The organism is Mucilaginibacter sp. R-33, from assembly GCF_049949235.1.
Classification (GTDB): Bacteria; Bacteroidota; Bacteroidia; order Sphingobacteriales; family Sphingobacteriaceae; genus Mucilaginibacter.
Map to the genome: position 1 here is coordinate 4644019 of NZ_CP188089.1, position 14289 is coordinate 4658307.

The following is a 14289-nucleotide window of genomic DNA, read 5'->3' on the forward strand; positions in this document are numbered from 1 at the left end:
TTGTTATTTGTAACAATCAAAGTATATGAGCGTTTCATATATGTTTACACAATAATTACTTAATGAAAAAAGTTACACGCTTTTTCTGGTTCTGTTCAGGAGCACATATCGATACCCTAAAAAAGTACCCAATTGAACATAATAAGTATGTTGGTATTGGGGCTACCATATTTTTCACGGCACTGTTCGCCGCGTTATCCGGCGGTTATGCCATGTACTTTGTTTTTAATGGCGATGCCTTTGCTGTAGGTTTTGCTATACTATTCGGTTTACTATGGGGAACGGCCATTTTTAACATGGATCGCTACATTGTATCCAGTATCAACAAAGAAGGCACAACCAACCAGCAGATCCTGCAGGCATCGCCCCGTATTTTGCTGGCCATTATGATCGGTATTGTGATATCACGCCCGCTTGAACTCAAGATCTTTGATAAAGAAATTCGCCAGAAACTAAAAACCGCCTATTTAAAAGGGCAACGCAGTAAAATTGATACCCTCGAAAAAACCTACATGCAGAAGTATGCCATGGAGCTGGGTAAAAACACCGATTTGAAAAAGGAAAAAGATTCATTGGAGCGGGATATTAACCGCTCACGTTATCAGCTTAACCAGGAAGTTTTCGGTGATAAAACCAACCAAACGTCGGGCATTACCGGTTATGGCACTTATGCAAAGCAAAAGCAGGCCATACTGGAAGAAAAGGAAGCCCGGCTTAAATCCGTTACTGATAATTTAGGGCAGATGGACCAGTACCTGAGCGCCCGGAAAGATTATGAAGGTTTAAACAGTACCCGGCTGTTCACTGAGCATCAGTTAGATAGTTTAGCCAGTATAGCAGGATTTTCCGACCGTAACTGGGCGTTGGGCCAGCTTACCTATACCGAAAACGGTAAGCGCGACCTTGATACCTACCTTGCTATCTCTTTTATCGGCTACCTGTTCATTTTGTTTGAATGTTTGCCGGTATTTGTAAAGCTGATGTCGCCCAAAGGGCCTTATGATACGGCTATCGCCAAAACAGCCGAAGCCAATATCCACCTTGCCGAACGTGATAAAGAACGTGATATAGCGGTTACCGATAATATTTACGATCACAACCTGGATACGGATATCGAGCGGCGAAAAAAGATCATTACCTCGCAATCTGATTATGATTTTGAGCGGCATAGTTACGAGTAAAACCCTGCATTTTTCCCGTAGAGACGCATAATTTAATAAGCTAAAAGCATGGGAGTTGTGCGATTCCCCTCTTGAGAGGGGTGGAGGGGTGTGTTTCTGTTTGGGTATTCTAATCGCAGAAACACACCCCTGCTATCGCTCTTTCCTCCGCGCCCCCTCTCGAGAGGGGATTTCTAAAATCCTGTCACTTGATAGCTTAAGGGCTACGTTCTATATCCATAATTTGCAATTACCAACCCAATCTCCCATCTTGCAAAACATAATATCAACCTATGTTTGAGCAATTTTCCCATTCAAACTTCCATACTATTTGCGATAAGCTCGCCGCGGGCGATTCGGAGCTGGCCCTGATCATCAAAAACCATGGTTATCCGCCTTTATGGTCACGCCCAAATAGCTTTGAAACGCTGGTTCATATTATACTGGAACAGCAGGTATCGCTGGCTTCAGCATTATCTGCCTTAAATAAACTCCGCGAGCGGGTACAGCAAATTACCCCTGCACGGGTTTTACTGCTCACCGATGAAGAATTCAGGGCATGTTATGTAAGTCGCCAAAAAACCATCTATATAAAATACCTTGCCGAAGCCATTGTAAGCGGGCAGATCAACCTTGCCGAAATGGAACAAATGCCTGATGATATTATCCGTACCAAACTAACCGCCCTCAAAGGCATTGGCAACTGGACGGTTGATGTTTACCTGATGTTTGTACTGCAGCACACGGATGTTTTCCCTATCGGCGATCTTGCCGCGGTGAATGCGCTTAAGCGGGTAAAAAATCTGCCAAAAGATATTACCAAAGAAGAGTTGTTAGCGGTGACCGAACAATGGAAACCATACCGAACGGTAGCAGCGATGATTTTGTGGCATTATTATCTGAGCCAAAGAGTACCGGCCCCACCCAAACCCTCCAGGCAAGGCGTTAAAAAATAAAGATCTTCGGAGGCTCAAGTGCTAACACCGAATACAAGTCGAATATTTTATCAGAGCCTTCGCGTAACCCCTCTTCTCTATTAAATAATTGATATTCAGATTATTATAATGAAATATTCGAAATTATGTTAACCCTGTTAACCCCCTGTTGGTGCTGTCCATGCTCAAAAGCATATAAACAAAAAATGCGCCGGCTTAGCCAACGCATTAAAAATATGCTTATCAAAGCCCCCCCCTTTAGGGGGCGGGGGGGGCATTAAATAGGCCATTCCTCTCCTGCTCCTGGTAATCCTGTACGGTTTCAATGGCATTATCAACCACGTCGCTCAGGGCCGTAATAAATGTTCCGGGGCGGGCCAGGCTCATGGCGTGTTTAATAGCGTCAACTTCCTTAGGCACTACTTCAACCTGCTTGTTAGGATTAACTGATTCAATTCCCTCCCTGAGTAAACCAATAATATTTTCGGCGGTGCGGCCACGCAGGTGTTTTTCCTGGCGCAGGATGATATAATCAAACATTTCGGCCGATATTTTACCCAGTTCGCGGATATCGTCATCCCGCCTGTCTCCCGTGCCGGCTATGATGCCAATTTTAAGCGGCGAATCGATATGTCTTAAAAACTCCTTGATGCCAGTGTATCCATCCGGATTGTGGGCAAAATCAATCATGAAACGGAAATCCTTAAACTCAAAAATATTCATGCGGCCAGGCGTTTGTGAGGCCGATGGAATAAAAGTTTCGAGCGAGATTTTGATGTCTTCTGTTTTAAATCCCCATAAAAACGTAGCCAGTGTTGCGGCAAGCACATTCTCGATCATAAAGGGCACAGTACCGCCAAACGTAAGCGGGATCAGGATGGTACGCTGTACGCGGATCTTCCAGTCGCCTTTTAAAATGGTGATAAATCCATTTTCGCAAATAGCGGCGATGCCCCCTTTTTTGCAATGTGATTTAATGATGGGGTTATTTTCATTACGACTAAAGTAGGCGATGTTACATTCGGCCTTTTTGCCAATGCGTACGCAATACTCGTTATCGGCATTTAAAACGCCCCAGCCATCCTTCTTAACCGAGTTAAGCACTACGCTTTTCACGCGCGAAAGGTCTTCCAATGAATGAATGTCCGACAAACCCAGGTGATCTTCCTGGATATTAGTAACTACCCCTATATCGCAAAAGCCAAAACCGAGGCCCGAGCGCAGGATACCCCCGCGGGCTGTTTCCAATACCGCGAAATCAACTGTTGGGTCTTTCAGTATAAACTCCGAGCTTACCGGGCCGGTTGTATCGCCCTTCAGCATCATATTGTTTTGTACGTAAATCCCATCCGAGGTGGTGAAACCTACCCGGTGACCGTTATTTTTAACAATGTGTGCTATCAAACGGGTGGTAGTGGTTTTACCGTTAGTCCCGGTAATAGCTATGATAGGGATGCGGGCCGATTTACCGGCCGGGTAAAGCATATCAATCACATGTCCGGCTACGTTGCGGGGCAGGCCTTCGCTCGGCGCAATATGCATCCTGAAGCCCGGTGCGGCATTAACTTCCAGTATCACTCCACCTGTATCGGTAAGCGGCTCGGTAAGGTTTTGCGCCATGATGTCGATGCCGCAAATATCCAGGCCGATGATTTTAGAAATGCGCTCACAAATAAAAATATTTTGCGGGTGCACATGGTCGGTAACATCAACAGAGGTGCCGCCGGTGCTTAGGTTAGCAGTTGATTTTACATAAACCACCTCATCTTTTTCGGGCACGGTTTCAAGCGTGTAGTCTTTTTTTGCCAATAGATCGAGGGTATCACGGTCGACCGTTATCTCGGTAAGCACATTCTCATGCCCGTAGCCGCGGCGCGGATCGGCGTTTTCCAGGTCTATCAATTCCTGGATATTTAGCTTGCCATCGCCTGTAACATGGGCCGGTTTACGAAGGGCGGCAGCAACCATTTTATTATCAATCACCAACACCCTGAAATCAAAGCCTGTAACATAACGCTCTACAATTACCCGGCGCGATATTTTGGCGGCGTGCTCATAAGCTTCAATCGCCTCTTCTTCAGTTTTTATGTTGATAGAAATGCCGCGGCCGTGGTTGCCATCAAGCGGTTTAAACACCAGCGGGAAGCCCACTTTGCGGATGGCATCGGGCACAGCCGATGCCGATGAAATAGTTACGCCTTTAGCAACGGGGATGGCCTGCTCCTGTAAAAGTCGTTTGGTTTCTTCCTTGTTGCTGGCAATATCAACGGCAATGCTGCTGGTTTTTTCGGTCATGGTAGCGCGGAAACGTACCTGGTTTTTGCCGTAACCCAACTGCACCAATGATTGGTTGTTAAGCCTGATCCATGGGATATCCCTTGCGATCGCTTCTTCTACAATTGACCCGGTACTTGGCCCCAGGCGGGTATTTTCCCTGATCTCGCGCATTTGCTGAATATCAGCATCCAGGTTGTAATCCTCACCTTTTATCAGCGCTTCGGTTATGCGCACGGCCGATTCGGCTGCAAAAACGCCAACTTTTTCTTCCAGGTAGGCAAATACTACATTGTATACGCCTTTTGTTTTGGTTTCGCGGGTGCGGCCAAAGCCGGTATCCATACCTGCAAGGGTCTGGATCTCTAAGGCAATGTGCTCAACAACGTGTCCCATCCAGGTGCCGGCAATCACCCGCTGAAAAAAACCGCCGGGTACACCGGGCGAGCAGCGGTGGCTGTATAACGATGGCAGCAGCTTTTCAAGCCGTTCATAAAAGCCATCTATTTCGTTGGAGGGGCGGTGCTCCATCTCCTGCAGATCAAGCCGCATTTGTATTAATTTTTTGCGCCTGATGCTCCAAATGTTGGGTCCGCGTAGTACCTGGATATTCTCGATCTTCATTATGTAGAATGCTATTTTTTTGTCAGTCTGATTTTCCCCTTAAAACTATAAAACATAACACGGGAATAAAATTTTTGATGGCAAAAAGCCATTATTTATTATTAGTTCCTGTGTTTGTGCATGTTTTTATCGTAATTTGTATATAGTTGTATTAAGATAGTGTGAAATAATCATGATTGTCCCGAAAGGTAAGCTAATAATTATAGGCGGCGCGGTTGATATGGGGAGCAATGTTACCCTCCAGGAGCATATTTTGCAGCCCGATTATATCAAATTTTTTGAACAAGGCATATTAAGGCGCATAATTAACGAATCTGCTAAGCACGAAGGCTCACAAATTGAAGTGATCACCACCGCCTCTCAAATCCCCGAGCTTGTCGGCGCCGAGTATATCAAGGCGTTTGGCCAGCTCAACGTTACCAATGTTAACGTACTGCACATCAAAAGCCGCGAAGATGCGGGGAACAAGGCATACTTAGACAGGATCCGTAAAGCCGATGTAGTGATGTTCAGCGGCGGCGACCAGCTCAGGCTAACAGCCATTTTTGGCGGCACCGAATTTTTACAGATCCTTAAACAGCGTTACCAAAAAGAGAACTTCGTTATTGCCGGAACATCGGCAGGCGCTGCAGCGGCTTCAACACACATGATCTACCGCGGGCAAAGTAACGAAGCCCTGGTTAAAGGCGAAGTGCAGATAACCGCCGGCCTTGGCTTTATCGATTCGGTGATTGTTGATACTCACTTTGTACAGCGTGGCCGCATAGGCCGGTTAATGTATGCCGTGGCAACTAATCCTGGTATTTTAGGGATAGGTTTAGGCGAGGATACAGGTTTACTTATTACCGAAGGTTATATGATGGAAGCTATCGGCTCGGGCCTGATTATTTTGGTTGACGGACGCAACATCGTATCAACTAATATATACGATGTGGAGCTTGGTTCGCCAATATCTATCGAAAACCTGAGGGTACACGTCATGTCGATATTTGATAAGTACGATCTGGTGCAGCACCGTTTAATCATAAAAAAGAGCGTAAAAGTTGAAGAAGGTGTTTTTATAAATGCACCAGGCAGCAAACTTCTACAATAATTTAAACTGCATAAAGTTCTTATAAATAGCCTGGCCTTATTTATGCAGGGACATCTACTTTAATTTATAATTATGAAAATAATTATTCACGGCGGTTTTTTTAGCGAATCGCATACCAACCAGGAAGTAAAGCTGGCCAAACAGGAAGCCCTGAACGGCATAGTGCAGTTAGGATACAAACACCTGCAACATCACACTGCTGCCGAAACGGCCGTTTATACCGTAAGGCTGCTTGAAGATTGCGAGCTTTTTAATGCCGGAACGGGATCACAGATCCAGAGCGATGGCAAGATCCGCCTCAGTGCCTCTTTGATGGATGGCAAAACCCAACGCTTTTCGGGCGTCATCAACATTGAAGATGTTAAAAACCCTATCTGTGTAGCCGAAAAACTTCAAGCCTATGATGATCGTGTATTGAGCGGCAAAGGAGCTTGCGATTTTGCTATAGAAAACGGTCATAAATATTATAACCCCGAAATCCCACAGCGACGTCACGAATACGAACAAAAACTAAGCGATTCTATAAGGCTTGGCACCGTGGGCTGCGTTGCATTGGATGTGCATGGAAACCTGGCAGCCGCAACGAGTACCGGGGGCAAAGGTTTTGAAATTCCCGGCCGTGTTAGTGATTCGGCCACAACTGCAGGAAATTATGCCAATGAGTTTGCCGGCGTTTCATGTACCGGCGTAGGTGAAGATATTGTAAGTGGCTCGGTAGCTGTTAAAATTGTTACACGAGTAACCGATGGCATGCCCCTTATGGCCGCTACCGAAAAAACCCTCGATGAAATGAAACCTTACGATGGCTTTGCCGGTGTGATAGGCATTACTACTGATGGGCAGATCTATCACTCAGACACCCACCCTTACATGGTATGGGCCCTGCATGACGGAGATATTGAAGTTTTTAACTAAAACCTAAATTTATTTTTCCCGTAGAAAGGGTATAAGTTAAGCACCTGTAAAATAACGGTGGCCTTTAGGCGTTTACGTATTTACTGCATTTTACGGGTATTGTTTTCCCGTTAACAAATAATTACATTTGTTAAGCTGATTAATTTAAAAATAAACAGTTTAAACCCAGGAAAAAGATTAGATGAGATATTTCCTACTTATTATTTTATGCGCTGTTGGGTTCGATGCATCAGCGCAATGGTATTACAAGCCATTCAATAAGCGTACCCGGTCTCCGCAAATGGCTTATGCACAAAGCCACTCTATTAAAAGGCTGCCCGCTCCTGCATTGGCTAAAGTAAAGATCCGCCCGTTTACTATTGAACATACCCCATATGTACTGGCCATGATCGAGGAATCGGTTATGAAAACCGCGCAGCACAATATGCGTTTTCATGTGTACAATGCCGCCAGCTACAACTTTAGCGACCTGGCCCAGATGTATATGAAACAAAACCGCCTGGCTGAGGCAAAATGGTTCCTGCTGCAAAGTATCACCATATCGCGCCAGCAAAACGACGACAGGCATACCATAGCCAACCTGCTTGACCTTGCGACTGTAAAAGCTGATTACGGCGATTATACACAGGCTAAACAAGACCTGGCCGAAGCCCGACAACTGGCTGTTGCCCGCGGTTTGACTTTTGACCTGGCTACTGTAGAGAAAAAAACGCGCTATTTACAAGACAATAAATTCAACACGCTGCATACCGAAACCCATTTTGCCGAAACCGCCGATGCAGGTACAAAAACAGTTAACAAATAGTATTTTTTTGTAACAAAAACGTAAAATGGTGCTGCCTGCATACTATTAGTAAAACATAATCGTATTATTGTTATTAGTAATTAAGAGACAGCATATTGACTGTCTCTTTTTTATTTTACATTAGCAAATTAATAATAGGCACAAGTATTGATGTTTTACACCAACCCCGATTTAACTACAGTAAAAGATATGTTTAAGAAAGTATATTTGTTATTGGTGCTGGGCGCAGCCCTCGCCTGTAAAGCATCACCATCCAAACCTGTTAAAGTAGCAGGTTCAAATGATTTACAGCCCGATGAACAGCAAAGCCTTGTTTGTAAGCAGGTAGCATCATTAATCTCTAACTACAACTATAAAAAAGTTCCGCTGAACGATTCAGTATCCGCCATCATTTACGACCGGTATATCAAATCGCTCGACGAGAACCACAGCTATTTTTTAGCATCTGATATCAAGGATTTTGAAAAATATAAAACCGTACTTGATGATGATATTAAAGCCGGCAACCTGGCCGATGCTTTTTATATCTTCAACGTTTTTCAGAAAAGATATATCGAGCATGTAAAATATTCGCTTGAGCAGATCAATAAAAATTTCGATTTCAATAAAACTGAAACCTTTGTTTATGATCGTGATAAACTGCCATGGATTGCTTCGCAAAGCGAAATGGATGCCATGTGGACCAAGCGCGTAAAATACGATTTGCTAAACCTGAAACTGGCCAATGCAGATATGGCCAAAAACAAGGAAACACTTAAGAAACGTTACGAAAACCTGTTAACACAAACCAACAAGCTATCAAACCAGGACGTTTTTCAATACTTTATGGACGCCTTTACAGAGGCTATCGATCCGCATACTAATTACTTTAACCCGTCAAACGCAGCTAATTTCAATATCGAAATGTCGCGCCAGGTTGAGGGGATCGGTGCTTCACTACAGGTGGAAAACGAGTATGTAACCATTAAAACCATTGTACCGGGCGGCCCTGCAGATAAAAGCCACCAGATAAGCGTCGATGACCGTATTGTTGCAGTAGCACAGGGTAAAACCGGCGAATTCCAGAACGTGGTGGGATGGCGTGTTGATAATGCCATCGCTATCATCCGCGGTACTAAAGGCACAACGGTAAGGCTTGAAATATTGCCTGCCGGTGCAAATGCATCAAGCAAACCCAAAGTGGTTGAAATGGTACGTGAGAAAATCATCCTGAAAGACCAATCGGCCAAAAAAGAGATCCGCTCTTACAACAGCAATGGTAAAACGGTTAGGATAGGTGTAATATCTATCCCTGCCTTCTACATTGATTTTAATGATTATAAAGCAGGTAATCCTAACTACAAAAGCACCACTCACGATGTTAAGGCGATCCTTGACTCGTTAAAGAAAGAAAATGTAGACGGCCTGGTGATCGACCTGCGTGAAAACGGTGGTGGTTCATTGATGGAAGCTATTGAGCTTACCGGTCTGTTTATTAAAACCGGCCCTGTAGTACAGGTACGTGACACTAAAGACCAGGTGGAAATTGATAAAGACGAAGATGCGGACATCACCTATAGCGGCCCTATGGCGGTACTGGTTGACCGTTTCAGCGCTTCGGCCTCTGAAATCTTCTCAGGCGCTATCCAGGATTACGGCCGCGGGTTAATATTGGGAACCCAAACTTATGGTAAAGGCTCGGTACAAAGCGCTATCGATCTTGACAGGGTGATTGGTTCTTCACTTCGTGAAAAAATTGCAGGCGTTGTTGGCGGCGGTAAAAAAACAACCTCAACGGGCAGCCAAAGCACTTACGGACAACTTAATCTTACCATAGCTAAATTCTATCGTATCAGCGGTAATTCAACCCAGCACAAAGGGGTAACACCTGATATTTCATTCCCATCGGTTATTCCATTGGATAAATATGGCGAAGATACCGAACCATCAGCAATGCCTTTTGACATCATTGCCAAAACAGATTATACCAAAACAGGCGATTTTACCGGCGTACTGCCACAGCTAAAAAAACTGCACGACCAACGCATGGCCGGCAGCGACAGCTATAAATACCTGCTTGAAGATATTGCCGATTTCAAAAAACATGATGCCGATGACAGCGTATCGTTAAAAGAATCTGATTTGAAGAAACAACGTGACGATGATGAAGCGAAATCATTTGAGCGTAACAACCTGCGTCGGGTAGCATTAGGTTTGCCAGCCCTTAAAAAGGGTCAAACCAAACCTAAAAACGAAGACCTTGACTTTGTAAAACGCGAAGCCGGCCAAATCATGACCGATTATATCAGCCTTGATAATAAGTATACAAGCGTATCGCAACCGGCTAACTAAGCAAATTATTAATAATATTGAGCGCCCGGAATTGAAAGATTCCGGGCGTTTTTATTTGGCGCCACATCCAACACGTCATTATAAGGCACGAAGCAATCGCGAACTATACAGGGCGGACCTGCAAGTTGGGGATTGCTTCGTACCTCGCAATGACGCTTTTATATTTGTATAGTAAAAATCACCTCCCTGTTATAAAACTCTGCCGGCTAATACCCTGGCATTTTGTAAATTTGGCCTCTTATTAAAAATCAATTCAAGTTGAAAAATAATATTCTTATTGTTGATGATGTGCACGCCATATTTATGGAGCAGGCCGAAGCTAAAGGTTATACATGCGATTACCGTCCGCTGATAAAGGCCGACGAAGCCATGCAAATCATAGGCGACTATGCAGGCCTGGTGATCCGCTCAAAATTCAGGGTGGATAAAGCCGTGCTTGATGCTGCCACCAACTTACAGTTCATAGCCCGCGCCGGTGCCGGTATGGATAATATAGATGAAGGCTATGCTGCTCAAAAAGGCATAAAACTCATCAACGCACCCGAAGGCAATTCGGATGCCGTAGGCGAACATGCTATAGGTTTACTGCTGTCATTAATGAACAACCTAAACCGCGGTGATGCCGAAATCCGCGCGGGGAAATGGCAGCGCGAGGCTAACCGGGGTTACGAGCTAAAAGGTAAAACAGTAGGTATTATTGGCTACGGCCATATGGGCAGCAGCTTTGCCCGGAAGCTTTCGGGCTTCCAGGTAAATGTTATTGCTTACGATAAGTATAAAACCGGTTTCAGTGATAAATATGCGCGCGAGGTAAGCATGGAAGAAATTGTAAAGCACAGCGATGTACTGAGCCTGCATATCCCCTTAAATGCAGAAACCGACGGACTGGTGGATGATGAATACCTTTTCCACTTTAAAAAGCCTATATTTTTCTTAAACACGTCACGCGGCAAAACTGCTAAAGTAAGTGCCGTGCTGAACGCCATACGCGAAGGCAAAATTTTAGGGGCTGGGTTGGATGTATTGGAGGTTGAAAAATTCCCGGCCCTTGCCGAACAACAATGGTTTGAGGAATTAAAACAAAGCGGCAAAGTGCTGTTAAGCCCTCACGTTGCCGGCTGGACATTTGATTCATACCGGAAGATCAGCGAGGTAATGGCCGAAAAGCTGACCGATTTTAAAGGATAGGCAAAGTGTCGGAGCCACATATCTTTAATAATTCGACAGCGTAAGGAACTCCCCTGTAAATGACATGAAAGAGAAATCTCCTGCACCATGCATACTTTATAAAGATGCATGGTGCAGGAGATTTCCGTTTAGATACATTTCCGGCTGGGTCGTAGAAATGATAACTGCATTGTTTGAGATGTTCGTTATGCCGTTTCCTTGTACAATACCATGCCGGCATGGTAAAACACCCCGTCTCTGAAATCACCTTCGGCGGTAAAGCCTGTATCGTCAAGGTATTCAACGTGGTTCCCTAATACGCTGTAATAACCTGTGTAGGCATTTTGTTTGTCGCCACGGGCCTCGGTGTAACGGCCGTTAGGCAAAAATTCGTGACGGATAAACCCATCGCGGGTAACCCATACACCTATATAATGGAGTGCGTTTATTGTTGTATTGCTGTTGAAAGTGTTAAATCTTTCCATGTTTCTAATTCGTTTTGAACGAAGGCAAGCTTCTTCTCAACCAGGCCGTAAGCATCCTCGCCCAAAAATAAATTTAGCGGTGGGTTAGCTTCGTTAGTTATGCTGATCATAGCCGCGGCCGCTTTTTCAGGGTCGCCGGCCTGTTGCTTGTCCATGTCGTTTTGGTGAAAATTTACTGTATCGCGGACGTTTTGATAGTCGGCTATCTGGTTTTGAGGTACCGCCAGTGAACCGGCCGACAGGAAATTGGTCCTGAAATAACCCGGCTGTACAATGGTAACCTTTATGCCAAACGGTGCAACTTCGGCTGATAATGTTTCGGAGAAACCATTAACGGCAAACTTGGTGGCGCAATAAATACCTCCGCCTGCAAACGCGCCGGTGAAACCACCTATCGACGATACATTTAAAATATGACCTGATTTTTGAGCACGCAGATAAGGCAACGCCTTACGGATCACATTCAATGATCCAAATACGTTAACCTCAAAGTTATCACGGGCCTCCCGGTCGGTCAATTCTTCAATACCGCCTAATAATCCGTAACCGGCGTTGTTGACAATAACGTCAATTTTTCCGAAGGTTTTTACAGTAAGCTCAACGGCTTCCTGCACACTGTCCTCGCTGGTCAAGTTAACGGCGAGGGGTAAAAACTGCTCGCTTTGTGTGTCAACTGCTTTGGTCAAATCGCTTAAATTGCGCGATGTGGCGGCTACTTTATAGCCTTCATTCAATAATTTTTTTACTAAGGCAAGTCCCAGTCCTTTTGAGGCACCGGTTACAAACCATACTTTGTTGTTTTCCATATGTTATATTTGATAGATTTTGATTTTACTTGTTACGATCTTAGTGATCGTTTATGATTTTCACTTATTTTGACCGGATGACTGACATTATCGTGTTTGTCCGAGCGGCCGTACCACCACCTCGTTAACAGAGATATTATCCGGCTGGCTTATAGCGTAAATCACCGCGTTGGCTATAGCCTCATCATCAAGTTTTGGCATGTTCGCAAGGTTGCCGTACAAGCCCCTAATCTTAGGGCTGGTAATATCATGCCCTAATTCGGATTTAGTTGCGCCGGGGTAAATGGTGGTTACCTTAATGTTTTGGGCAACTTCCTCGCGCAGGGTTTCCATAATAGCCTTAACCGCGAACTTGGTGCCGCTGTAAACGCCGATGCCCGGCGACGTTTTTAAACCACCAACCGATGATGTGGAGAGGATATGCCCCTGGCCGCGTTCAAGCATGTGGGGCAGCACAGCATTAATCCCGTACAATACACCCTTAATATTAATGTCGATCATCTTGTCCCATTCATCAACATGACCTTCTTCAAAAAAAGAGATGGGCATGATGCCGGCATTGTTCCACATTACGTCAACGCGGCCAAATTTGGCTATGGCCTGCTGAATGAGGTTATCCAGGTCAGTTCGCTTGGCAACATCGGTTACCACATACATGGCATTCTCGCCAATTTCCTGTACCAGGTCTTTCAACTGACTTTCGCGGCGGGCAGCCAAAACAACTTTGACACCGAGCAGCGCCAGCTTGCGGGCAGCAGATACACCAATGCCGCTGCTGGCACCGGTTATTACAATCACTTTATCCTTGATACTTTCCATTTGGTGTTTATATAGGTAGATATAGGGTAAACGGAATAAATTTAGAAATCAGTTGAGCAGGTTACATCCTCCCACTGCCTGATTTCATTGTGTAAAGTATCAAGCTTTGCCAAAGCACGATTGTACGCATCGCCACCTAATAAAAGGTATAACGGCGGGTTTTCTTCATAAACTGTGTTGATAATAGCAGTTGCAGCCTTTTCCGGGTCACCGGCTTGCTTGCCGTCCATTTTGAGGTATTTGTTATGAATGGCACGTACTTCTGTATAATCATCAATTTGGTTGTCAGTAATTGAAAGCGATCCTGCAGTAAGAAAGCTGGTGCGGAAAGCGCCGGGAGCAACCACGGTTACCTTAATGCCAAATTCTTTAACATCGGCTGCAAGCACTTCAGAAATGCCGATCACCGCATATTTAGATCCGGCATAAATAGCCCATCCGGTATTTGCTGTAATACCTGCTATAGACGAAATGTTAATGATATGGCCCGAACGTTGTTTGCGAAGGTATGGCATTACCGCACGGATCACGTTCAAGGTGCCAAATACATTTACATCAAACGCCATGCGGGTTTCAGCATCGCTGAGTTCTTCAATAGCACCGCCGATGCCATAACCGGCATTGTTGATCACTACATCGATACGGCCAAAAGCCTCATAAGTGTGTTGTAATGCAAGCGATACGCTGCTATCGTTTACCAGATCGACCTGTAGGGGTAAAAAATTATTGCTTGTTGTATTAACCGCATCGGTTAATTCCTGTAAATTTCTGGAAGTAGCGGCAACAAGCTGTCCTGCATCCAGTAGTTGTTTTACTAAGCTGAGGCCAAAGCCTTTCGAAGCCCCGGTAATAAACCATACTTTGTTGTTGTCCAT

Annotated in this window: 12 protein-coding genes; 7 read left to right on the forward strand and 5 right to left on the reverse strand. The window is 44.9% G+C overall.

Translation table 11 applies throughout. From position 1 onward, the window contains the following. The first annotated feature begins 62 nt into the window (after positions 1-62). Positions 63-1181 (forward strand): DUF4407 domain-containing protein, encoded by a 1119-nt coding sequence (locus ACP26M_RS19035; RefSeq protein ID WP_090531102.1) that lies wholly within the window; start codon positions 63-65, stop codon positions 1179-1181. 272 nt (positions 1182-1453) lie between these two features. Continuing rightward, positions 1454-2116, forward strand: a complete 663-nt coding sequence (locus tag ACP26M_RS19040) for a DNA-3-methyladenine glycosylase family protein (protein WP_426582344.1) — start codon at positions 1454-1456, stop codon at positions 2114-2116. 237 nt (positions 2117-2353) lie between these two features. Here the strand turns inward: ACP26M_RS19040 and cphA are convergent, their stop codons facing one another. Further along, positions 2354-4993: a cyanophycin synthetase gene (gene cphA, locus ACP26M_RS19045; protein ID WP_426582346.1), complete on the reverse strand. Its 2640-nt coding sequence runs from the start codon at positions 4991-4993 to the stop codon at positions 2354-2356. Positions 4994-5165: 172 nt separating this feature from the next. On the opposite strand from cphA, the gene ACP26M_RS19050 reads away from it, so the two are divergent. The 5 genes from ACP26M_RS19050 to ACP26M_RS19070 all read left to right on the forward strand — a co-directional run bounded on the left by ACP26M_RS19050 (position 5166) and on the right by ACP26M_RS19070 (position 11325). Further along, on the forward strand, positions 5166-6086 hold the full coding sequence (locus ACP26M_RS19050) for a cyanophycinase (protein WP_090531111.1): 921 nt from the start codon (positions 5166-5168) through the stop codon (positions 6084-6086). 72 nt (positions 6087-6158) lie between these two features. Beyond that, on the forward strand, positions 6159-7001 hold the full coding sequence (locus ACP26M_RS19055; protein ID WP_091172868.1) for an isoaspartyl peptidase/L-asparaginase: 843 nt from the start codon (positions 6159-6161) through the stop codon (positions 6999-7001). A gap of 181 nt (positions 7002-7182) precedes the next feature. After that, the gene (locus ACP26M_RS19060) at positions 7183-7806 is read left to right on the forward strand and encodes a hypothetical protein (RefSeq protein ID WP_176625616.1); all 624 of its coding nucleotides are present in this window, start codon (positions 7183-7185) and stop codon (positions 7804-7806) included. Positions 7807-7995: 189 nt separating this feature from the next. Then, entirely contained in the window at positions 7996-10137 is a 2142-nt protein-coding gene (locus ACP26M_RS19065) for a carboxy terminal-processing peptidase (RefSeq protein WP_426582349.1), read from the forward strand. A gap of 258 nt (positions 10138-10395) precedes the next feature. Next, complete coding sequence (locus ACP26M_RS19070) at positions 10396-11325, forward strand: NAD(P)-dependent oxidoreductase (protein ID WP_426582351.1); 930 nt, start codon at positions 10396-10398, stop codon at positions 11323-11325. Between the two features lie 185 nt (positions 11326-11510). On the opposite strand, the gene ACP26M_RS19075 is transcribed toward ACP26M_RS19070, so the two are convergent. The 4 genes from ACP26M_RS19075 to ACP26M_RS19090 form a co-directional block, all read right to left on the reverse strand. Beyond that, on the reverse strand, positions 11511-11789 hold the full coding sequence (locus ACP26M_RS19075; protein WP_426582353.1) for an Atu4866 domain-containing protein: 279 nt from the start codon (positions 11787-11789) through the stop codon (positions 11511-11513). Continuing rightward, a complete protein-coding gene (locus ACP26M_RS19080; RefSeq protein ID WP_426582355.1) occupies positions 11750-12595 on the reverse strand; it encodes an oxidoreductase in 846 nt (281 codons plus the stop codon). The genes ACP26M_RS19075 and ACP26M_RS19080 overlap by 40 nt, the downstream gene beginning before the upstream one ends. An 87-nt stretch (positions 12596-12682) precedes the next feature. Further along, entirely contained in the window at positions 12683-13414 is a 732-nt protein-coding gene (locus tag ACP26M_RS19085) for an SDR family oxidoreductase (RefSeq protein ID WP_426582357.1), read from the reverse strand. 41 nt (positions 13415-13455) lie between these two features. Continuing rightward, a complete protein-coding gene (locus tag ACP26M_RS19090) occupies positions 13456-14289 on the reverse strand; it encodes an oxidoreductase (RefSeq protein WP_426582359.1) in 834 nt (277 codons plus the stop codon).